The sequence below is a fragment of the Flavobacterium sp. GW821-FHT12A05 genome (assembly GCF_058807735.1).
This window is the reverse complement of the sequence record NZ_JBXAQY010000006.1, coordinates 66218-92619: the sequence shown is the minus strand read 5'-3', so window position 1 is coordinate 92619 and position 26402 is coordinate 66218. Positions and strand designations below refer to the sequence as shown.

At 36.5% G+C, this 26402-nt stretch carries 6 protein-coding genes; all 6 read left to right on the top strand.

The features are described from left to right. Positions 1-195 precede the first annotated feature (195 nt). The 6 genes from AC1RRQ_RS14725 (at position 196) to AC1RRQ_RS14700 (ending at position 26376) form a co-directional block, all read left to right on the top strand. Positions 196-648 carry a hypothetical protein gene (locus AC1RRQ_RS14725; RefSeq protein ID WP_493023790.1) on the top strand — a complete coding sequence of 151 codons (453 nt, stop codon included), beginning with the start codon at positions 196-198 and terminating at the stop codon, positions 646-648. 193 nt (positions 649-841) lie between these two features. Beyond that, positions 842-2134 carry a beta-helix domain-containing protein gene (locus AC1RRQ_RS14720; protein WP_493023789.1) on the top strand — a complete coding sequence of 431 codons (1293 nt, stop codon included), beginning with the start codon at positions 842-844 and terminating at the stop codon, positions 2132-2134. Between the two features lie 98 nt (positions 2135-2232). After that, entirely contained in the window at positions 2233-2646 is a 414-nt protein-coding gene (locus tag AC1RRQ_RS14715; RefSeq protein ID WP_493023788.1) for a hypothetical protein, read from the top strand. Further along, positions 2643-4091, top strand: a complete 1449-nt coding sequence (gene sprC, locus AC1RRQ_RS14710; RefSeq protein WP_493023787.1) for a gliding motility protein SprC — start codon at positions 2643-2645, stop codon at positions 4089-4091. Before AC1RRQ_RS14715 ends, sprC begins: the two co-directional genes overlap by 4 nt. Position 4092: 1 nt before the next feature. Beyond that, complete coding sequence (locus AC1RRQ_RS14705; protein WP_493023786.1) at positions 4093-8646, top strand: PorP/SprF family type IX secretion system membrane protein; 4554 nt, start codon at positions 4093-4095, stop codon at positions 8644-8646. Between the two features lie 132 nt (positions 8647-8778). After that, positions 8779-26376: a T9SS type B sorting domain-containing protein gene (locus AC1RRQ_RS14700; RefSeq protein ID WP_493023785.1), complete on the top strand. Its 17598-nt coding sequence runs from the start codon at positions 8779-8781 to the stop codon at positions 26374-26376. Positions 26377-26402: the final 26 nt, after the last annotated feature.

The window sequence follows — 26402 nt, the reverse complement described above, 5'->3', positions numbered from 1 at the left end:
ATGCAGAATATCTTACGGTTTCGAAATTAACAATTTTAACAAAAACCCCGTTAAAACGCACATTTTCTCGACATAAGGCTGGTTTTTAAGCTTTTTTTAAGCTTTTTTTTTGAAAAAAAAAATCAATAAAGTTGCACTTTAAGTTAATTTCTATATTTTTGTTTGCATCAACAACCAATTATATAATAAGAATTTATGAAAGGGAAAATTATTTTATTTAGTGCATTTTTTATCATGACAACTGCGGCTGTTTCTGCCCAGGCAAAAAACGCTCCAAGAAGTATTATCAGTACAACTGCTCTTATTCGTAAATATCACGATCAAAAAGAATTGAGTGGTATGCAAAAAGGAGAACTTTTAGAATTATACATTGAGCGAATTAAAGTATTAGTAAAAACTCTCCCTTACATTGCTTTGGTTACTAAACCAGGGGTTACGATGGCAGACTTAGGTATTCCGGACGATGGTGACCACAAAAAAATATTAGATGCGCAAGCAGTTGGTACTACAACTTTCTTAGATACTACAGTGGAGTTTCAAAGAAAAATGATGCCTTACTCTGATAAAGGAAACCTTATCGCGGCTATCTTATTTTATGAAAATACATTAAAATCATTACACGAGTTCAACGAATTGAACGAAATGTAATTTTTAAAAATATATTTTAAAACCTTTTTTAGAATGTTTACGTAGATGGATTAAATTTCAAACTATGCATTCTAAAAAAGGATTAAAAAAAACAACTCGTTCTTGCTGTATTCTGAATTTTATTGGAAAACACGGGAGGAGTTTTTTCATTTACGCATACCCAAATTTATTATTAACCTAACACCCCTTTATCATGAAAAAAATTACTCAAATGATCTGCGTACTTTTGACAGTTACAAGTATGAGTGCTCAACAAGAGAAAGGAATTATGGGCTACACAAACTGGTTAAACAACTGGACTGAGTTTAAGCCTAACAAAGTAGAGTATGGCGAGGCAAACCAAATTTTAGCAGGAAACATTTCTGTTAATACTAAATTGCTTAAAAGGAATATTTATGTATTGCAAGGTAATGTTTACGTTACTAACAATGCAGTTCTAACAATCGAACCGGGAACTTTAATTATTGGTGATTTCGAAACAAAAGGAACATTGGTAGTTACAAAAGGTGCACAACTTGTTGCAGACGGTTTAGAAACTGATCCAATTGTATTTACTTCAAACCGCAGCCAGAAAAAAGCTGGAGACTGGGGTGGAGTTGTGATTCTTGGTGATGCTCCAATTAACAAATTCGGTAACGTAGGTTCTTACAACATGGATCTTGACCCAACTTTAACTACTTACGGTGGTGACAATGTTGCTTCAAACTCTGGAATTTTAAGATTTGTTAGAATCGAATTTGCTGGTAAAAAAGTAAAAGGTGTTGATACATTCAACGGTTTAACTTTGGCTGGTGTTGGAAACAAAACAATTCTTGAAAACATTATGGTTAGCTACGCTGGAGGAGATTCATTTGGTTTCTTAGGCGGAGATGTTAATGCTACAAAATTTGTTTCTTATAAATCAATCAACGACGATTACAAGTTTTCTCAAGGTGTTCAATGTCGTTTCTATAACTCATTAGCAGTTAGATCTTCTTATTTTTCTAGTACAAAAGACGGATCTCGTTGTATGGAAGTAAAATCATACGAGAAGAAAAGTGAAACAGATTTTACTAAAAAACAAACTTTAGTTGTTGCAACTAATATTACAATGCTTAACGACAGCGAAAATATCAATGCAGATATTCAGGCTGGTTTAGTAAAAGAGGCTGTTTATGTGGCTGAAAATGCTTCTCTTGAAATGAAAAGAAGTGTGATCTCTGGATTTAACCCTGCAGTATTATTAGACAGCAAAACAGAAATCAATGATGCTAACCTTAAAAAAATCAAATTTGAGGAAATGTATTTCAACTTATGTAAAGGAAACATCTTTACTGAATACAATTCTAACAACGAAGATTTAGAGAGCTGGTATGGTAACAGTGTATTCTTTAACGTTTACTCTCAAAGCAGTAACAAAGAAACATTCATTGATATGTTCAACCCTAAAAAACCTGACTACAGATTACAATTAGGAAAAATTACAGCTTCTAGCGGCAATAGATAAATAAATTTCGATTTTTATTTCGCGTAAATTTTATTAATAAAGTCCCCAGACACAATTTATGTATCGTCTTATAAGGACCAAATAAAGATCAAAACATAATGGCTCTATCTACAAAAAAATATTTATATATATTCTTTTTGGTTTCTCCTATTTCGTTAAGTCTGTATGCGCAAAGTTCAGTAACAGAAAAGCCTACAGTTTCTGTTGGCTCTGACTGCAAATCAGCGGCGGTAATTGAAGAAAATCAAAATAACGATTCAGCTGTTACGACTAACAGCAAAATAGATAATTCAAATCAGTTTATAGTAGGGTTGTCCACCCCCAAGGACAACCTTACTATGGCAACTGAATTGAAAGATCAGTCTTCAGATTGTAATGAAAATTCATTTATAAGTGCTACTTCGATTCTTGCAAAAGACATCATTGAGAACTACAAATATGACTTTTCTGAAACTTTCATTGATATCTTGTTTTTTGAGCGTATAGACTTAGCAAGAACACGCACTATATGATTCAAAAAACTACTTTATCTTTTACCAAAATATTGCTTTTATTTAGTATAATTATCCTTACTAAATCAAGCGCCTATGCCCAAACAAAAACTATCAATCCGCAGGTACTGCCTTTTGATAGGATTTGTGCGGGTATTGATGGTAATGAATATACTGCAACTTTTACTTATACAGGTTTTCCTGCCGCAACAGTTTTTGTGGTTGAACTTTCAACGAACAACTTTGCAAATATTGTTACGGCTGCGACTACCCCTGTAAGTGATACTGGAACTCAAAGAACAGTGAAATTTTCTGTACCAACTAATCTTGTTGGTTCAGATACTTATAGTTTAAGGGTTTCAACAACTGGATTTTCCAGTGGTAAATTTGTTTCTTTTGGTTTAAAGAATGCTTTCCCGGTTTATTACAAAGCACATGACAGACAGTATACCATAAATAATTTTAATGGTACGGCTGCATTTTGTTCTGGCGGCAGTTTTTTATTAAAAATTGACCCGGATTCAACAGATCCTGTTAATGACTCTCCTTTGAAATATCCATCCTTGACTTACAATTGGTACAAGGATAATGGAGTTTCTACACTTCCAACTCTTATGGCTGGTGCTTCGGGACCAACCTACAGCGTTACTGCTCCAGGTGTTTATTATGTTGAAACAAACTACGGTACTTGTACATCAGGATCTTATTCTAATCGTGTAACAGTTTCTTCTTCAGGAGGAGGCTCTGCAGTTACAATCGAATCAAGTTTAGGAAATCCTTTTTGTTCAAATGGAGACGGAACAGTTTTAACAGCAACAAGCGGTAATAGTTATGTTTGGACAAAGGGCGGAGTAGAACTAGGAAGAACACGTAGTATTAATGCGAAAGAAAGTGGTGTTTACAACGTTGAAGTTGATTTTGGAGGGTGTAAAGCTTCAGGAACCATTAACTTACAAAGCAATGGTTTTACAGCTAGTATAGACGTGGCTGAAACGACTTCTATAGACGAAGGCGAAACGCTTAATGTGTCTGTTACTACAGATGCGACAAATCCAACATTTGAGTGGTTTTTAAACGGAAATGCAATAAGCGGTGCAGCATCAAATTCATATTTGGTAGCCGTGCCGGGTAACTATAAAGTAAAAATTTCTCAGTCTGCAGGATGTATCTCTTCAAGAGAATTTAACTTCAGAGTAAACGGGCCATCACAGCCATCTTCTGTAATTCAAAATATTATAAAACTAAGTGGTTTAAATCCATATTGGAACATCCCGGATGAATACAAAAATGCAAACACAAAAGTGATCATTTTAAGTTCAAACGGCGAAAAGGTTCTTGACGTAGTCAATTATCAGGGCGACTGGCCGCAGACCGCAATAGATTTTAAAAATGTAAATCCAGTATATTACTATGTCATTCAATCAGACACAGGTGAAAAAAAAGGATCAATAACTGTGATTAAATAATATGAAGAAAATTTTACTATTCATAACTTTAGTTTACGGTTTTTCAAATGCACTCTATTCTCAGGACAAAAATGAGAATGGAGTTGTTTCGTTTTCATTACCTATAAGAAATTCTTTAAAGTTTAATAGATATTTAATTAACCCAACTTTTAGTTTTGTACGTGAATCAAACCCTTATGCAAGTTTTTATAATAAAAGACAATGGGTTCAGTTTGACAACGCTCCACAAACGTATTTAGCAAATTATTCAGGCCGTTTTAGAGAGAACGAAGCATTTGCAGTTGGTTTATTTCAACAGAATTATGGATTAATGACCGTTTTTGGCGGTATTGCCAATTTCGCTCATAACATTGTTTTAGAACAAGACAGCAATTTAACATTTGGTTTAAACGTGGGTGTTTACCAAAGTGGTTTAAATAAAGGAAAAATCATAACAGACGATACTGATATTCTAAACGGAGATTATCCTTCAAATACCTTACTTACAGTTAATCCGGGTATTAACTACGGGACCACTTTTCTTGATTTCGGAATATCGGTTAACAATTTAGTGCTTTACAATTTTGGTTCAGGAATGGTAAAAGATGATCCTGAAAGAGCAATTGAATTGCACGCCATGTACACAGGCTATCTTGACAGCTTCGGTTTTTTTGACAGAAGTAAATTCTCCGGAATTGTAAAAACAGAGCTTAAAAAGGACAAAACAGTGATTTCCGGGCTTGCTATGCTGGCATTACAGCAAGGAGTTTGGGCACAGGCAGGATATAATACCTTATATGGAATTTCTGCAGGTTTAGGGATAAATATTTCGCCTAGCATTGCAATCGAATACAATTATGAAAGAGGAATGGGCAACTTTACAAACATGGGAGGTTCTCATGAATTTGCAATTGCCTATAAATTTAAAAATAGAAATTACTATTACGGAGATGATGAAGAGGGTTCATTAATTGATCCTGCAAAACCAAAGCCAGTAAAAGCTAAACCAAAATCTGAAGCAACTCAGGTTAACAGAACTGAGATTGCCGAAAAGAACAGACTTGCTGCCGAAGCTAAAGCAAAAGCTGATGCCGAAGCAAAACAAGCAAGACTTGCCGCTGCAGAAAAAGTGAAGGCCGATGCCGAAGCTGCAGCAAAAGCAAAATTAGAAGCAGACAATAAAGCTAAAGCAGATGCAGAAGCTATTAAGATAAAATTAGCTGCCGATGCTAAAGCTAAGGCCGACGCCGCAGCTGCAGCAAGAGCACAAACTGCAACAGCAAACAGAGCAGTTGCTGAGACACAAAAAACACAAGCACAATTGGCGGCTGATAAAGCCAGAGCCGATGCAGAAGCACGCAGAATTAAATTAGCTGCAGATAATAAAGCGAGAGTTGATGCCGCCGCAGCTGCGAGAGCACGAGCTGCTGCAAAATCTGAAGAAGCAGCACAAAAAACGGCTGAACAGTTAGCTGCAGATAAAGCACAGGCAGATGCAGAAGCATTAAAAATTAAATTAGCTGCCGATGCAAAAGCCAAAGCCGATGCAGAAGCTTTACAAGCAAAAGTTTTAGCAGCTGATAAAGCAAAAGCCGACGCAGATGCTGCAAAAGCTAAAGCCGCCGCAGCAAATGCAGCTGCACCGACACAGCAAAAAACTGCTGCACAGCTTGCAGTAGAAAGAGCAAGAGCAAATGCAGATGCTGCAGCAAAAATGAGATTAGCGGCAGCAGAAAAAGTTAAGGCTGATGCTGAAGCTGCAAGACAAGCAAGATTGGCCGCTGCAGAAAAAGCAAAAGCAGATGCTGAGGCTGCAAGATTAAAATTAATTGCTGATACTAAAGCCAAAGCTGATGCAGCCGAAGTGAAACGTAAGGCAGATGCAAAAGCAAAAGCAGAAGCGGCAGATATGCAGTCAATTTTAGCAGCAGATGCAAAAGCAAAAGCAGATTCAGATGCGTTACAAGCAAGATTAGCAGCCGACGCAAAAGCAAAAGCAGCAGCCGAAGCTAAAACTAAAGTGTCTATTGATGCAGCAAATAAAGCCAAACTTGCGGCAGATGCAAAAGCAAAAGCAGCAGAAGAAGCAGCTCTAAAAGAAAAATTAGCAGCCGATGCAAAAGCAAAAGCTGATGAAGAAGCAAGACAAGCTATTATAGCAGCTGAAGCTAAAGCGAAAGCAGATGCCGAAGCATTAAAAATAAAACAAGCAGCCGATGCTCAAGCTAAATTAGATGCAGAGGCAAAAGCTAAACTAGATGCCGAAGCTAAAGCGAAAGCCGATGCCGAAGCACTTCAGGCAAAATTAGTTGCTGATGCAAGAGCAAAAGCGGATGCAGAAGCACTTCAGGCAAAACAAGCTGCTGAAGCAAAAATTAAAGCGGAAGAAGAGGCTCGTCAAGCTAAACTAGCTGCCGATGCTAAGGCAAAAGCTGATGCAGAAGCACTTCAGGCTAAATTGGCCGCAGATGCAAAAGCTAAGGCAGACGCTGAAGCATTACAAGCAAAATTAGCAGCAGACGCAAAAGCAAAAGCCGATGCAGAAGCACTTCAAGCTAAATTGGCTGCAGATGCTAAAGCAAAAGCCGATGCAGAAGCACTTCAGGCTAAACTTGCAGCAGACGCAAAAGCTAAAGCAGATATGGAAGCGCTTCAAGCTAAATTGATTGCTGATGCAAGAGTAAAAGCCGATGCAGAAGCTACAGCAAAAGCGAAAGCTGATGCAGAAGCAAAACAATTAAGAGAAGCAGAGGAAGCACGTCAAGCTAAATTAGCAGCAGATGCAAAAGCTAAGGCAGACGCAGAAGCGTTACAAGCTAAGTTAGCAGCAGATGCCAAAGCGAAAGCAGATGCGCAAGCTTTACAAACAAAACAAGCAGAAGAAGCACGTCAGGCTAAATTAGCAGCTGATGCAAAAGCTAAAGCAGACGCAGAAGCGTTACAAGCTAAGTTAGCTGCTGATGCAAAAGCAAAAGCCGATGCAGAAGCTTTACAGGCAAAACAAGCAGAAGAAGCACGTCAGGCTAAATTAGCAGCGGATGCAAAAGCAAAAGCAGACGCAGAAGCATTACAAGCTAAGTTAGCAGCTGATGCAAAAGCAAAAGCCGATGCAGAAGCTTTACAAGCAAAACAAGCAGAAGAAGCTCGTCAGGCTAAATTAGCAGCAGATGCAAAAGCTAAAGCAGACGCAGAAGCATTACAAGCTAAATTAGCAGCAGATGCAAAAGCTAAGGCAGATGCAGAAGCTTTACAAGCAAAACAAGCAGAAGAAGCTCGTCAGGCAAAATTAGCTGCTGATGCAAAAGCTAAGGCAGATGCAGAAGCTTTGCAGGCGAAACTGGCAGAAGAAGCTCGTCAGGCTAAATTAGCTGCTGATGCAAAAGCAAAAGCTGATGCAGAAGCCTTAAAAGTAAGACAAGCAGAAGAAGCACGTCAGGCTAAATTAGCAGCTGATGCAAAAGCCAAAGCCGACGCAGATGCATTACAAGCTAAGTTAGCAGCAGACGCAAAAGCAAAAGCAGATATGGTGGCTTTACAAGCTAAGTTATTGGCAGATGCAAAAGCAAAAGCTGATGCAGAAGCAACAGAAAAACTAAGAGCTGAAGAAGAAACAAGACAATTAAGAGAAGAAGAAGAACGTCAGGCAAGATTAGCTGCAGAAAAAGCCAAAGCCGATGCTGAGGCAGCAGCCAGAGCAGCAACTGCAAAAGACGATACGGCAAAAGCAATTGAAAGTTTAACGCAATCTATTGAGAGTACAAGTAAGTCTCAAAATGATTTATTAGATCAGTTTAAATCGACTGTAGCAAATAAACAAAAAGACTTGAACGACTTAAAAGAAGAGAATGATTTAAGTGAAAAAGGAATCTATAGAGAACCAAAACCTTTCAAAAGTGTTGCTGCAGAAAACAGCCAGTTAGAGGCTTTAAAAGGACAACTTGCTGACGCTAGCAGAATCCAGAAAGATGAAATTGCCAAGCTGACAAATTTATATAACGAAAGACTTAAAAAAGTTCCTAATAAAAATGATGCTTTAAACAAAGCTTATCTTGAAAAGATAAACCAGCTTAAAGCAGCACAATTAAAAATGGAAGCTGATGGAGCCGCTTTATTAGCCGACTTAGAGCGTATTAAAACGGAAACTGAAATTGAGAAAAAACGTAGAATTAAACGTGCGGCTTATGAAAATGATCAGGGAAGATATGCACAGGACGTTGCCGCTCTTAAACGTATTAAGGAGACAACTAAATTAAGCAGTACGCCGCTAACAGCAAGTGATTTTGATTTTGGAGAAGATCAGTCAAACATGCAGATTATTAAGAATATTAAAAATTCTGAAAGTGGTTATTACATGATTCTTGCGGTACATAATAGTGTTGAAAAAAGAGATCAATTCTTAACGAAAGCTGTAGCAGCCGGACTTACAAACATTAATTTCTTCTACAACATTACAACAAGTAAGTATTACATCTATTACGAGAAATTCGACGGTTTACAAGAAGCAACAAAAGCACTTGAAGCAAAAGGATCTAAGTCATATAACGGGAAAATGGCGATCGTAAAAGTGGAGAATTAATATAATTATTGAGAATAAGCCCCGTCCTTCTTGATTTTCGAGAAGGACATCTATAATAAATGTTTCAGAATGCCATAATTTATTTTTTAACGCCCCTTAGAAAATAAAGGAAGCCAAAACAAAATGAAGACTATGAAAAAACCTACTATTTTTAAAGCATTAATTGCAGTTGTATTCTTGTTGCTAAGTATTTCTTCTTTCGCTCAGTTAAGAAAGGGTTTTACTCCGCGACATGCAACTAGTTTGAATGGTGATATTTTAGTTATTGGAAACAATATCTTAAATAGGGATGATGGAAATAATAAGCGCCCAAATAATGCTTATAATGATGTCGGCAGTAGCAGTGAAGTCAATGATAATTTCAATATGAAATACATTGATATCGATGGTGACAATTCAACATCAAATTCAAGTTCTGCAACATTAACAATTCCGCAGGCAAGTAAAACTTGTTATGAAATTGTTTATGCTGCTTTGTATTGGGGTGGAACTTATCAAGGTTCTGATAGAAGCAAGATTAATCAAATTAAACTAAAAACTCCTACAGCAGCTTATAAAACTATTACAGGAACTGTATTATGGGATGAAGGAGCACCAGGTGTTAATAATGCATACGCATCAAAACCATATGCCTGCGTTCAAGAGATTACAACTGAAGTAAAAGCAGCCCAGCAAGGTGTTTATACTATAGCCGATTTAGTATGTTCTGAAGGAAAACTAGATAATGGAAGAGGAGGTAACTCTGCGGGATGGAGTATTTTTGTAATTTATAAAGATCCACTTCTTCCAAATAAATATATTACCAGTTTTGATGGTTTTAGTATCATTAGAAATTCTGATGGGCCATTAGATATTCCTATTTCTGGTTTTAGAACAAATCCTTTTGGAGATGTAAATGTAAAATTAGCATTTAGTGCACTTGAAGGTGATAATAAATTAACAGGAGACGGTCTTCAAATTAAGGGAGCAAAATCTGCTACATGGGGAGATATATCTTCATTAGCCCGACCAATGGATGTAAGCTGGTGGGGAAATAGTACTCCAAACTTTTTTAATAGTTCTATTACAGATGGTGATGTTATTCTTGCCGGACGTACTCCAGCCAGTAGAAATACTCTGGGTTATGATGCAGGTGTTGTAAAAATTGATAACGTCAATAATAATATTATACAAAATGATGAAACCGATGCTACGCTGAGAATCAGTACTTCATCGGATTCCTACTATATGTTTTTTAATGCATTATCAGTAGAAATCATTGCGCCGAAAATCGTAATCAAAAAGAATGTATTAGATAAAGACGATAAAGTAATTGGCGGTCAGCCTGTAAGCCTTGATCAGGAACTTAGATATGAACTGAAGTTTAAAAATGAAGGTAACGATAATGCTAAAAACTTTACTATAACAGATGTTCTTCCTAATAACGTAATCTTTAACGGTCTTAGTGACATAATATTTATGGATGCCGGTATTACAGCTGCTTATACAGCTGCTACCAGAACACTTGTGTTTACAGTACCAGATAATATGGTTGTTTCTAAACAAAGGGGCAGCGGAGATTATTACAATATTAAATTTAAGGTACGTGTCGTAAAAGATTGTAATGAATTAGTTGACGCTTGTTCTAACGAAATTAAAAACACGGCCGTTTCTAAATACTTTGGAGATAAAAATACCACTCCTGGAGGATTTGGAGAAGGGAGTTATTCTACTATCTCAGAATGTAATGTTGGAGAACCTACATCAACCAATTTCTTAGTTGGTATAGACAAATGTTTATTCAGCCGAGATGTTTCTTTATGTGGTACTGCAGTTTTAACCGCTGCAAATGGTTATACCACTTATGTATGGAAAGATCCTAACGGAGTTATTTTTGGTGGTAATAACAGACAAGTTACAATAGACAAGCCAGGAATTTATACTGTTGAAAACAGTGGTGCTTTAAATTGTAAACCTATTAAACAGACATTTAATGTTACAGATTATTTGGCAGGTACAAACAAAAGCCCAATTAAAGGAGACAATATTGATCCTGCAACTGGAGAAGCTTATGGTTGTGTACGTGATCAAAAACCGTTTCCAAAAATATTTTTATGTGGTCTAAATGATAAAAGAATCATAGACACTAAAATTACAAATGCGGCAAGCATTGTTTGGCAGGAAACAAAAGATGTACCTCCAGTAGGAACGCCTAATCCAGACAGCTGTCCTTATGAAGGAGCAACTAACTGGACAACTGTTGCAAATGGACCAGTTTTCACTGCAGACAAAGCGGGTGTTTTTAGACTTGTAATTAATTATGGTAATACTTGTGTGGTGACACATTATTTTAATGTTTACCAAAATTTACTTGATCCAAAAGCAGAAAAGCAGGATATCATTTGTAATACTCCAGGTAGAATTACCGTTACAAATCCGCCTGAAAATTCAGGTTACAGCTATAGTTTAGATGGTACCAATTACCAAACGTCCAGTACATTTAATAATGTTCCAAAAGGAGATTATAAAGTACAAATTAGACAAACGGTATTAATTGATGGTGTACTTTCAACATGTCCGTTTTTTGTTGATGTTACGGTTCAAGAACTTGAATTCAAAACAAATCTTGAAGTTACTCACCCAATTTGTACGGCAGATAAAGGAACAATTAAAGCATCTATTAGTAATGTTCCTGGTGAATACAAGTTTATCCTTAGAAAAAAAGGAAGTACAGTTGAGATTCAAAATACAGGATTAATAACAAATAACTATATTACATTTACAGGAGTTGATCCGGGAGTATATGAAGTTCTTTTTTCTACTAATCATAACGGTTGTAATGCAATTAAAGAAATTGAAGTATTTGATTATCGTTTAACTGCCGATGCAAAAATAACTAAAACACTTTCTGCCTGCAGCGACGGTGAAATTACAGTAACTGTAACAGGAGGAACTCCAAGACCGGGGCCGCCACCTTATTACTTATATTACATAAACGGTAATGCAAATTTTATTACAAATCCGGTAATTCCGGTAACTACTGCTACTTTACCAACTGACGGAATATATAACATTGTTGTTGTAGACGATAAAGGATGTAAAGTAACCCTAGCTCCAATTAAAATTACGCAGATTCCAAAACCAACAATTACAGCTACGCCAAATGCTATTGATTGTTATGGAACTAACGGCGGACAAATTAATATTACTGTTGCACCTGCAAATTCAGGTTACGCACTTTCATACAGCGTTGATAACGGAGCATTCAGCTCTGTTACACCAATTACCAATTTAGCTGCAGGACCACATTCTTTAGTAGTTAAATATACTTACAATGGAGTTGAATGTACAGATCCGGCAAGAACAATTGTTATTACAGGACCAACAGATGCTTTAACAGCTTCTGCAGGTGTATCTGAATTAGCAGGTTGTGGACCAGCAGGATTTGAGTATCAAGGTAAAATTAGAATTACAAACGTTCAAGGTGGAACACCTGGATATACTTATAGTTTTGATAACCAAGTAAATTGGATAAATTCAAATGAAGCTTATGTTGATCCTGGAAAACACACTGTTTATGTTAAAGACAGTAAAGGTTGTATCTATGCAATGTCAGATATTGTTTTAGATCCTAAACCAGCAGATCCAACTATTGAGCCAAATCCTCAAGTTGTTTACAATTGTGACGGAACAGGAAAAGCAACTATTGTAGTAAACAATACAGGAGGAGGAAATTATACATACGAATATTATATAGATACTAAACCAAATACACCTATTACCAGCAATGTATTTAATAATGTTCCTACAGGTACACATCAAATTTCAGTAAAATACAAAGCCGTTGCAGCAGCAACATATAGCAACTTATTGCAAGAAGATTTCGGAAAAGGAGGTTATACTACAACTCCTGGAATCAGTTCGAAATATTGTTTTGAAGATGAAACGACTCCGCACCCAGCAGATTTTAAATGTGGTGACATCAACGATTATCAAATAAACGATGGTAAATATGCAGTCGCAAGCAGTATCAAAACAACTTTTGGAGGTACTTGGGTAGTTGCAAAAGATCATACACTGCCAGCTCATAAATTAGGAAGATTTTTATGTGTTAATATTGGAAGTTCTGCAGGAGTTGGAGGTATTATCTATAGTAAACCAATTAAAGATGTTATTGTAGATCAACCTGTAATTATTTCATTATGGGCCGAAAATTTAATGAAGAGCACTACGGGAGCTAATTATTACGATCCGGAATTAACGATACAATTAGTTAATGACTTGGGAGGACCAGGAGAAACTATCGTTGCAACAACTGATACTGCAAATCCTTGGAGAGTGCCAAGAAATGAAATATGGAATTATAAAGAATTGTCTTTAAATCCGGGTGCTTATAATAAGCTTAGTTTTGTAATTCGTTCTTATAATACTAAATTCAGCGGAAATGATTTACTTGTAGATGATATTTGGGTTCGTCAATTACCTAAATCATGTATCACAGAGAAGAAATTTGACGTTGTTATTCAAAGTAATAAAGCGTTTAAAGCTTCAGAACCAGTTATTGATGATACAACCTGCAGCGACAAAAGCGATGGACGTATCACAATTGCAGTTGAAAATTTTGATGCTGTAAAAGGTTTTAAATATTCTATTGATAATGGAGCAAATTGGAGTACTTCAACAACTTCTCCAGTAATCATTAACGGATTAGCAAAAGGAACTTATAAAGTTATTGTTAAAAATGACGATGCAGGTTTATGTTCGTTTTCTTTCACAAAAGAAATCAAAGCACCGCTTGCAATTGTATTATCAGCGAGCGTTGTTACGCCTCCAACATGTACGGTAGGTGCTCTTATTAAAGCGACTGTAACCAGCGGCGGAACACCAAGTTTTAAATATGAACTTCGTTTAACTGACGGTACTGTTGTAAAAGCATTCCAGGATTCAGATACTTTCCAGCTTGCTGTTGGACAAGTGGGTGATTTTGTGGTTTTTGTAAAAGATGCCAGCAATTGTGCATCACCGGCTTCAAATAAAGTAACTGTTACAGGAGCGGTTCCGCCTACTGCATCTTTAGATGTTACGGCTTCAGACTTATGTTATGATTTAACTAACAAAGCTACTTTGGTAGTTACTGTAAATAACGGAAAAGCACCATTCTCTTATAGTTTAGATGGTCAGACTGGTCAAACAAGTAATATCTTTAAAAATGTTGGACCTGGCCCACATACTATTGTGGTTACAGATGCTAATGGATGTACAGCTAATGTTTCTGGAATTCCAACAATAGCAAATGAATTAAAAGCAGAAGCGAAATTAACGAAAGGAATAGATTGTACTAATTCGCCTGATGCTCAAATTACAGTAACGAATGTTCAAGGTGGTACACCTGGATATACTTATGAAGTATCTACTAACGGAGGAACTTCATTTGGTCCTATGACAACGAATGTATATACTACAAATGCGGCAGGAAGCTATATTTTTAGAGTAACAGATTCTAAAGGCTGTCAGTTTACAACACCAGCTGTTTTAGTAAATCCAAAAGTAGATCCAACGGCTTCTTTAGTTAGTAAAACAGATCCTAAATGTAATAACGGTACAGATGGTCAATTTACTGTTGTAGCCGCAGGTGGATTTGGAGCAGTTTATACATACAGTTTTAATGGAGGTGCTTTTGGTACTTCTGCAACTTATTCTAATCTTAATGCCTTTGTTGGAGCTGTTAACAGCAGAGAATATACATATCAGGTAAAAGATAGTAAAGGCTGTGTTTCTGAGGTTTATAAAGTTACTTTAAATAACCCTGCAAAAGTTGTAGCTTCGGCAAATTTTGCAGCAAATACAACTTGCAGCACTACAACGACTATTACAACTTCAGCTGTTGGAGGTACAGGAAACTATAAATATAATTTTGGTGCAGGTAATACAGATTATAACGATACAAATACATTAGTAGTAACAAATACAAATGCTGTTCAAACCATCACTTACTCTGTAAGAGATACGAATGGTTGTATTGATACCAAAACTATTGATATTCCGGCATTCAACCCGCCAACAGAAATTGGTTTCTCTACACCGGCTGCTATTACATGTAATACAACAAAAACAAGTATTACTGTAACAGTTACCAAAGGAGGTATTGCACCATTTACTTATACCATTACATCTGGGCCTGTAACAGGGACAAATACAACTGGTATATTTAATAATTTAACGGCTGGTACGTATACATTTAAAGTAACCGATGCTAGAGGATGTTCTGTTACTGACTCAACAGTTATTAATCCGGCCGCTACAATTACAGCTTCTGGTGAAAGAACAAATGAAGTATGTTTTGGAGCAAACAATGGTACAGCAACATTTACGGTAAGTTCAACTAATTTTAGTTATACTTTAACTCCTAATTCAGGAACTCCAACTAAAGTAGGTAATGAAGTAAAAGTTATGGGTCTAGGCGCCGGAACTTATTCTTTCGTTGCAACTGATCTTACTACAGGATGTGTATCAAATACGGCACAAGTTACAATTGATGCTGCTACCCAAATTAACTTTACAGTAAACGCTTCAAAAATTAACTGTTCTACTACAATTTCAACCTTAACAATTACCGGTCTATCTGGTGGAAGTGGTGGTTATTCTTATGCTTATGCAAAAAGTCCATCTACTGCGCCAACTACTGGTTACGGACCTTCTTTAAAAGTAGATACTGCAGCATTAGGAGGAACTACTATAGATGTATATGTTAAAGATAGTAATGGTTGTTTCGTTAAGAAAACAGTTTCAGTTTTAACTGAAGATGCTCCGCATATTGATACTCCTGCTATGCAGTGTTACACAGGTTCACCAGTTAACATTCTAATTACGGGAACTTATGTAGGAACACCAAGCTACAGTATAAACGGTACTAATTTCGTACCTACAAATAATTTCAGTTTAACTCCAGGTACCTATACTTTATATTTAAAAGATGGATTTGGATGTCCTGCTACTACAACATACGTAGTTCCAGAACAATTAACTATAAAAACAGAAGTAGTTGATGATGTTGCTTGTACTACAAATACAACAATTAAATTAAGCTCAACAGGAGGTACAGGTACTGTTTCTTATCAGGTTTCTTTCAACGGTGGGGCTTTTGCAGCTGCTGCGAATCCTTATACAGCAACAGCAACAGGTACATACCAATTTAAAGTAACCGATTCTAAAACACCAGCTCCGTCTTGTTCTGCTTTATCATCTGTTATAAATGTTACATTAAAATCTACTGTTCTAACAGTAGGTACAAGCAAAGTGGATGTAAAATGTCATGGAGATAGTACAGGAAGTCTTTTGGTTACGCCAACTTCTGGAAAAGCTCCATATACTTACGCTATAACTAAAGGCGGAGTGGCAGTTCCTGCAACAGTTTCTGCTTCAACTACATCAGCCTCAGCTACAGGTTTGGCTGCTGGTATTTATGATATCGTAGTTACAGATGCGATAGGTTGCCAAGGCACAGCACAGGTTAATATAACTGAGCTTCCTGTATTAGCAGCTACTGCAAGTGTTGATCCATTTACATGTAATACTTCTAATACTAAAGAATCTAAAGATGTTACGATTACTGCAACTGGAGGAACAGGTGTTTACTCTTATAGTTTTAACGGCGGTTCTTACGGTCCTTCAAGCACACTAAGTGTTTCTGATAATGGTACTACACAAACAGTAAAATATTCTGTAAAAGACAGCAATGGTTGTATAACAGCAGAAAAAACAATTACAATATCGCCACTTGTTTTACCTAAGATTTCAAAAGTTGATGCGACTGTAATTTACTGTGATCCGCTTGCAAGCAGAACCAGTACAGCTACAATTACGTTAGCGGCAGGATCTGGAACTTATACCATTGTTTCAGGACCAGTAGTGAATACTACGGGTGCAGTAAATGGATCTTTCACAGGGCTTACAGCAGGTAATTATGTTTTCAGAGTGACGAATGCAAATGGTTGTTATGATGATTTTGCTAAAAACATTCCTGCTTTAGTTTCTATTAAAGCTATTGCAGCAAAATTAAATGATGCTTATTGTTTCCAAGGTACTACAGGAAACATCAAATATGATGTAAGTAACTTCTCTTCTACATACAGCTATACTGTAAATGGAGTATCAGGAGGAACAAATAAAAATGACGCTTCGTTTGTAATGCCAAATCTTGGAAAAGGTACTTATGTAGTAGTATTTACTGATGATACTACATTATGTACTATTTCTACAACAATTACAATCAATGAGCCTACTGCAAAAGTATCTGCTACCGTAGCTCAGGTAAATGCTAATTGTGGTAAAGCAACTTCAAAAGTTACTGTAACTGCGAGCGGTGGTACTCCAGATTACAAATATGCTTACATGCAAAATAATGTTGCACCAGCTGATACGGATTATGTTTTATCTGCTACTGCAGATTTAAATCCGGCAACTAACACAGATTGGGATATTTGGGTTAAAGATGCTAACGGCTGTCCTGTAAAAGTAGATGTTACAATTACGACAGATCCATCTCCTCTATTGAGTGCTAGTGTTACAAATCAATGTACAGCTTCAGGAAGCAATTTTAAAATTGTGGCAGCAGCGACAAGTGGTGTAGCTCCTTATACATATACAATTGATTCAGGTGTTACGCCAAGTCCGGCTGATACGTTTACAGTTCCTGCAGGAACATATGTAATTACAGTTAAAGATGCTAATGGATGTCCTGCAACTACTACAGTTACAGTAAATGATCCATTAAGCGCTAAAGCAACTCGAAAGAAAGATATTACTTGCGATACACCAGCGGAAGCTAAAATCGATATCGAAATCTTTGGTGGGAAAGCACCTTATGGTTACAGAGTTAAAGTTGGTGCTGGTGCTTATAGCGGTACGCCAATTCCAGTAGGAAATACATTCAGTTATAACCCGCCTTCTTTATTAGGAAATACTTATGAGTTCGAAATTTCTGATTCTAACGGTGTTGTTTGTACAACATTAACAAATGTTGTTACTACTAATACACCTGCAACAGTTACTGCTTCGGCTGATAAAGTAAATCCAACTTGTAATGGTTTTAATGATGGTTCTGTTGAGATAACTGCAATTGCAGGAGTTTCTCCGTTCCAATATAGTTTTAATGGTGCTCCTTTTGACTCAAAAAGAGTCTATGGAGGATTAATCGCAGGAACTTACAGCTATCAAGTTAAAGATGCTAAAGGCTGCGTTTCTGTATCTCAAACCATAACACTTGTTGATCCTGTTAAAATTAACGCATCTGTTGTTCCAAGTATTATCGAATGTAACGACAACAAACCAGGTAGTATAAAAGTTGATATTACAGCGGGTGGAGTAGCTCCTTTTACTTATACTATTTACAATAATGCATTTACGCAAGTAATGCCTCCAGTTGTGACTAGTTCAACATCAGTAACTTTTGGTGGAGATCCTCTTTTCCCAACATTATTAACGTATGGTGATTATTATGTTACAATTGTTGATAATAATGGTTGTGAATTTAAAAGTGCAAGAACACGTATTGAAACTAATCCATATATTGAAGCAACAGGTGTAGCTTCTTCAGGAACATGTGAGTTTGGAGCAAGTGTTACTATTAATGTATTAACAGCAGCTTATCCGGTTAGATATGCAATTTTTGGCCAGCCATTAACATCATATGGTCCAACGACAGATCCGTCTCATACATTTACTGGATTAGATCATGGTACTACATATCAATTTCAAGTTATTGATGATGGTGGATGTTTTACAGTTGTTGAAGTAACAACACCTCCTTCACCTTCTTCTATTGCACTTGATCCTATTGTTAAAACAGATATACTTTGTTTTGGAGATTCTAATGGTAAAGTTGATTTTACAGTTAGAAATTATGGAGCTTTAGTATCTGAAATTAGATACGAAGTTCGTGATGAATTAACAAACGTTCTAGTTCCTACTAAAAATGGAGCTCTTACTGGATTAACAGGAGCAGCAGCTTCAGGAAGTGTTACAGGTCTAAAAGCGGGTAATTACGTTTTATATTTAAAAGAATTTGATGGAACAAAATGTAATGTTTCTCAAAAATTCCAAATTATACAGCCAATACAAGGACTTACTTCTAGTGTCTCGGCTAATAAAAATGCAAATTGCGACAATCCAGCTCAGGTTACTTTAAAAACAGTTGGAGGAACAGGACCTTACACTTATGCTTATGCTGTAGCTCCGGCTACGCCTAGTGTGTTTGCTTCAGGAAATGTATTAAATTTAGATCCGGGTGCAGCAGGAACAGACTTGCTTTGGAACATTATAGTGAAAGATGCTAACGGATGTACATTCCCACTGCAAGTAACAATTGCTAAAGATCCAAGTCCAGTAATTGCATTAAGTGTATTTAATAAATGTGCGGCACAAGATGCATTTACAGTAGTAGTTACAGAAACTACAGCTGGTACAGGTACTTATTCTATAAGTGTAGACAGCGATGCTTCATATTCAAGTATTGGTGGTTTACCATATAATGTTACAGGATTGCATTCAGGTCCTCATACTATTTATATAAAAGACGCAAATGGTTGTATTGATTCTAAATCAATCACAATCGACGAACCTCTAAAACTTTTAGCTGGAGTTGGTGTATCACCTGACTGCGGAGTTAACAATGGTTCAATTACATTGACACCATCAGGTGGTTCAGGAGCTTATACTTATAGTATTTCGCCTTCATATGCAGGAATTTCTATAGTTGGAAATACAATAAGCAATTTATCAGACGGTACTTATACAGTAACCATGACTGATAATAATAATAAGGATAATGCAAATGTTGCATGTAGTACTACAGCAGAAATCACATTAACAAAAGGAATTCCGGTTACTTTTGATGCTGAAGTAATTAATGTAGCTTGTAAAGGTGATGCTACAGGAAGTATTAAAGTAAACTTACTTTCAGGTAATACTGATACAGTTTATACTTATGCAATTTCACCAGTAGCAGGAACACAAACAGGAAATGTATTCTCTAATCTTCCTGCTGATACCTATACGATTACGGTAACTTCTGGAAGACTTTGTTCTTTGGCATTACCGTTTACAGTTAGTGAACCAACAAATCCATTAACAGCAACTCCTGCGGTTACTCAATACGCTTGTACAGTTGTTGGTAATACACCAGATGCTGCAGTAGTAAAAGTAAACGCAGCGGGCGGAACTGCAGATTATAAATATAATTTTGACGGTGGAACAAATTATTATGATACTAACGAATTAACAGTACCATATGATGCAGTTAAAAGTGCAGTTCCACAAATAATTAACTATTATGTAATAGATAAGAACGGTTGTAAAACTAATGGTACAGCAACTGTTGATCCTTTCTTGAAATTAAGTGATATTGATTTTGATTTGACAGTGGCTCCAACTTGCCCGTTAAATGAAGCAACTATTACTTTAACAGCTGTTGATGGTAATACACCAATTACAAAATACGAAATGGTTTCGCCTACAGCTATTGATAATGGAAACGTTGCGGTATTTGGTAACATTAAACCAAGCGTTAATTACATATTTAGAGTTACAGATTCTAAAGGATGTTCGATCGAAAGACCTTATAAATTAGATCCAATTGCTCCAATCGATGTTAAACGTACATCATCAACAAATGTAAGTTGTAATACAGCAAACGGAATTGATAATAACGGAACAGCAACTTTCACAGTTTCTGACTTCAGTGCAGCTGGTTATACAGTTGCAGTAACAAGTACTCCTGCTGGATTAGCATTCAACACACCAACTATAGCAGCTAATATTGTTACAGTTACAGGTTTAGTTGAAGGTACTTATACAATAACAGTAACAGACAATACAACACATTGTTCTAAATCTGATAATGTTGTAATTACAATGCCGGCTCCAATGGTGATCGCGGCAACTGCTACAAAAGTATTTTGTAACAGACCTGATTCACAAATTACAGTTACAAGCGTAACAGGAGGAACATCTCCTTACACTTATGCTGTTGTAAAAACAGGAGATCCTGCTCCAACAACTTTTGCAGATAATATCAATACCCCATTTACCGCTCATACCGGTTTAACAGATTTATCTTGGGAAGTTTATGTGAAGGATGCAAACGGTTGTATTGCAGGACCACAAAACGTTCTGGTTACTTACAACTTGCCTCCAGTTCTTAATATGCCGGCGCAGCAATGTTTTGTTGGTGCAGAATTAACGGTTGATCTTGATGCATTATCTACAACTTACAATGGTGTAAAATCATTTACAGTAGATGGTTTACCGGTAAGTTCTTTAGCAAAATTCACTGCAGATGGAAGTTATGTATTAACTGTTATCGATGATAATGGTTGTACGGATAGTAAAACTTTTGTTATCCAAAAACAATTAACTGCAGGTGCAACTTTAAAGAAAGATCTATATTGTACAGGTGTAACAGCCGCTAGAATCGATGTTGAAATTCAGGGTGGAGTAGCTCCATACTCTTATGAAATATATTATAATGGAGTAGGTTCTGGTACACAAGTGCCAGTAACTACAGGAAACAAATTTACAGTTTCACCAACTCTTGCCGGAGATTACTATTTTGTAATTACAGATAGCAATACACCTGCTTGTCCTGTAAAAACAAATACAGAAAAAGTAACGCCTCCAGAACAGCCAGAAGGTACAGAAACTCATGTAGATTTAAAATGTATGTCTGACACAGACGGAAGTTTAACAATCACGCCTTCAAAAGGTGTTGGTCCTTATACTTTTGCGTTAACTCCTGCAGGTAACACAACAGGAGATACTTCTGGAACTTACACAGGTTTAGCAGCAGGTAATTATTCTGTTATTGTAACAGATAGTAAAGGTTGTTCTTCTGCTGCAATTCCGGTTGTAATTAGTCAGCCAACATTGCTTACAGCTTCACATACTATTTTGAAAAATAATACATGTAGTGTTGAAACTATTATCGAAGTTACAGCTGCTGGTGGTACGCCAAGAGCAGATGGTAAGTATTATTATAACTTTAATAACCAAGGTTATGATACTAAAAATACTTATACAGTAATTAACAATGGTTCAATTCAAAATGTAACGTATACAGTTAGAGATGAAAACGGATGTGAAACAGGAATAGTTACAATACCGGTTGCTCCATTAGATCCTCCAATTGGTTTAACATTCAATGCAAGCCCAATTACTTGTATCAGCGGAAACAGCAGCAATGTATCTGTTACGGCAACAAAAGGTGTTGGAGAGTTAACATTTGATATCATTGAGTTTAATGGTGCAGCTCCTGCAGTACCTTATCCTTCTGTAAAAGTTGCAGATAATACAATTGCTGCAATTTTTAACGGATTACCTTTTGGAGATTATTTATTTAGAGTAACAGACAATAACGGATGTTCATACAGTAAATTACTTCCAATTAAGGATGTTGTTAGAATAGAACTAGGTCATTCATTACTTACAGATATATCTTGTAATGCTTTAAATGATGGAAAAATAACATTTACAGTTTCTAAATTTACAGGAACGTATACGTATTCAGTAACAGATGGAGGAACTTATTCAGTAGGTCCAATAACGACTTCTGATGCTGAGATTCCATTAACAGGTTTATCTGATGGAAAATATACAATCAGTGTTACTGATAATGTTACAGGTTGTCCTTTAACTTATGCAGTAGATGTAAACAGACCAAGTCTTGTTATCGTTACTGAGACAGGTAATGTAAATGCAAATTGTAACAAAGGTGCATTAGTAACCGTTCAAGGAAGTGGTGGAAGCCCGGATTATACTTATTCATTCGTAAAAGCAGGAGATCCTGCGGGTACATTTGAGCCAGAAGCTACCAGAGAATTAAATCCTGCAACTCCTTCTTGGTTTGTATATGCAAAAGATTTGAACGGATGTATTTCTGCTCCTATAACTGTAAACATTATTAAAGACCCATTACCAGCTGGATTTACAGCTTCGGCATTGTCTCAATGTCCTGATAATGACGGAAACTATGTAATAGTTATAGACGATACGGCAGCTACAGGTATGGCACCTTATACATACAGCATTGGTGGAGATTTCCAATCAGGTAAAACATTTACAGTAAATGTACCAGGTAAATATGATGTAACGGTAAAAGATAAATTCGGATGCCCTACTATATTTACTGCACTTGTAGAAATTTTAGAGCCATTAGATTTAAAATACAATAATGTTGTATTGCCAACATGTGCAGATGGTGACGGAAGCCTTAGCGCATCAGCAACAGGCGGTTCAGGTAATTACAGCTATACAATTGGAGCTGTAACGCTTACAACAACACCAGCTGATTTCAAAGATTTAAGCGCTGGTAAACATACAATTGTTGTAACAGACGTAACAACTGGTTGTACGGCAGAAGTTGAAGTAACATTAGGTGCAGCAACTCCAATTTTAGGATTTGACGCAAGTTCAACACCAGTATCATGTTTTGGAAGTACAGATGGTACAATTACAGCTGTTATAGATCAAACAGGTGCAAATGATAATCCTCCGTACAAATACAGTTTAGATGGAGGTCCATTACAAGACAGTCCTTACTTTACAGGATTAGCAGCAGGAACTTATAATGTTGAGGTGATCTCAGGCAGAGGTTGTCCAGCTTCAAAACCAGTAACTGTAGGAACTCCGGCTATAATCACAGTTCCAACACCAACAGTTGTAGAATATGGTTGTACTACTGATAACATCAGTAACCATGCTACAATTACGGTTAACGGAGTAACTGGTGGTTCAGGAACATATACTTATATCTTCATTAAAGGAGGAGTAGAAGTGTACAGAGGCCCAAGAAATGTATATACAGAAATGGATTATACAGGAGGTACTTATACAATAATTGTTAAAGATGACAAAGATTGTACTGGTAATACTCAAACAGCTCCAGTTCTTCCATTTATTGCTATGGATGATGTAGCAGTTACAGTAAACAAAGCGATTACTTGTATTTCTAAAGAAGATATTACGGTAACAGTGAAAGACAAAAATGGAGTTAATGTTCCTGGAACATTCGACTACACTCTTACTGGAACTAACGGAACAGTTTATGGACCAGTTACTAATAATAACGGAATATTCCAAGGATTAGATGTAGGTAACTATTTAATTACAGTTCTTAATACAGCTACAAAATGTACAATTCAAGATGTTCATTACATCTTTGAACCAAATGTGTATGAATTGAAAGCAGTTCCTGCAAGCGATAAAATTTGTTACGGTACTTTAGACGGAGTAGTTAATTTAACGTTATTGGATAATAAGGGTAACCCTGCAGGTCCATTCACGTATACAATTACAGGTCCGTTCCCAAGTACAGCAGTTAAAACAGGAGCAGGTCCAAATACAGTAACAAACCTTGCTGCTGGACAATACAGTGTTGTAGCAAAATTAGATAACTCTCCAGAGTGTACAACTGCGGCAATAATCTTTACAATAGAGCAGCCAACAGCAGCGTTAGTTGTAACTAAAACACAATCTGAAATTACTTGTGCCCCAGGTAATAATGATGGTGTGATCATTGCAAGCGCAACTGGAGGATGGCCAGATGAATACTTATACGAATTAAGATCTGGAACTACTGTAGTTAAGGCTTATAGTGATTCTCCAGTATTTGAAAATCTTACTGCTGGAAATTATACAGTGTATGCTAAAGACAGTTTTGGTTGTGAGGCTTTTGTTAATGCTTCATTAGTAAACCCAACACCAATCAATGTAGTAATTAGCGCTACACCATTGCTTAAATGTTTCGACAATGAAGATGGAGTAGTAACGATCAATACCGTAACAGGAGGATCAGGTAATTACACTTACACATTACACGGAGTATTAACAGATGGTACAGTTACTACTGAGCAATCGCAAGGGCCAGCACAATTTACAGGTCTTAAAGCAGGATCTTATTATGTAACGGTTAACGATACTTGGGGTTGTACTAATAACTCTAATACAGTTATTATTAATCAGCCAACAAAAGTAGCAGGAACTTTAGATATCGTATCTAATGAGACTTGTCAAAAAGCACCGGTAATTAAACTTACTTTCCAAGGCGGAACACCACCGTACTATTATAGTGCAGACGGTACTACTTATTTTGGACCATACAACTCATTTGTTGACATTACATTATCACAAACAGTGGCAAAAGTGGAATACAAATATTTTGTAAAAGATGCGAATGGATGTATTAATGCAGAAACGAACCATGTTCCATTCTCACCAGTTCCAGTTTTAGATATCGAACGTTTAAGCGAAGTTGATATTAGATGTCAAGGCAGCTCAACAGGTTCTATTATAGTAGTAGCAAAAGGAGGTTTAGGAAACTATATCTACACTTTACAAAATAGTGCAGGTGTAAACATTACTCCAGCTCCGGTACAGACTATACCAGGTACTTTCACAAATTTACCTATTGGTAAGTATATCGTTAAAATTGAAAGTTCTGATTGTTCGAAATTTACACCAATTATCGAATTAACAGAGCCAAATGCGCCTTTAAGTGCAACCCCGGTTGTTACAGGAGTTACATGTAACGGATATAACAACGGTAAAATTACTGTAAATGTAACAGGAGGAACAGGAGCTTATAAATATGCTATTGAACCTGAGTTCAAACAGTTCTTTGACAAAAATGTATTCGAAAACTTGAAACCAGGATTCTACGATATCTTAGTTCAGGATGAAAACGAATGTTATGTATTCCTTAAAGATGTTGAGGTAACAGAACCAGATCCGCTTACAGCTGCTTTAGTTCCAAACTCTATGATTCCTGAGGTTTGCGTTGGAGATAAAAACGGACAGTTTGCTATTGAAATTCAAGGAGGAACAGCTCCTTACACAGCAAGTCTTGATAATGACAAAGGCCCATTCCTTCCTGTAACTGGTAATACTGTTGATTACACTGGTTTAACTGGAGGTAAGCACATCGTATACATTGCAGATAACGGAGGATGTCCTACTGAAGTTGAAGTAGATATGGGATTACCAGTTCTTCTGGATCCTAAGTATACAATATCTTACGATTGTGTTAATAATAAACAATCAAACATGGTAGTAGTTACAGTTGATGAAAGTAACAACCCTGCAGATATTGATTACTCTCTTGACGGAGGTCCAATTCAGCCAAGTAATGTCTTTATAGATGTTCCTGCTGGTGATCATATTATTACAGTAAGACATACAAACGGATGTCCGGCAGAAGTTAAGTTTAACATTGTTGGTTACAATAAACTAGAATTAACGCTGGCAGAAGAAAAAGGTGTTTGGAACATAATCACAGCAACTGCTACAGGTGGCGGAGGTGAATATGAATACAGTATTGATGGTGTAAACTTTAGTACTGATAATAAATTCAAAATTTACAAAACAGGTACTTATACAATTACGGTTAGAGACAAAAACGGTTGTACAGATAAGAAAGACTACTACATCAAATACGTAGATGTTTGTCTTGATAATTACTTTACTCCGGCTGGTTCTACTAACACACTGTGGGGTCCTGGTTGTACAAATATTTACAACAACCTTACGTTCTCAATCTTTGACAGATACGGTCGTGTAATTGCTAAATATCACTACGGTCAAAAATGGGATGGTAAATACAATGGCGAAGATTTACCTTCAGGTGATTACTGGTATGTTCTTAAACTAAATGACGAGAATGATGGAAGAGAGTTTGTTGGACATTTCACTTTATACAGATAACAAAATAATAGCCCCTATGATGTTAT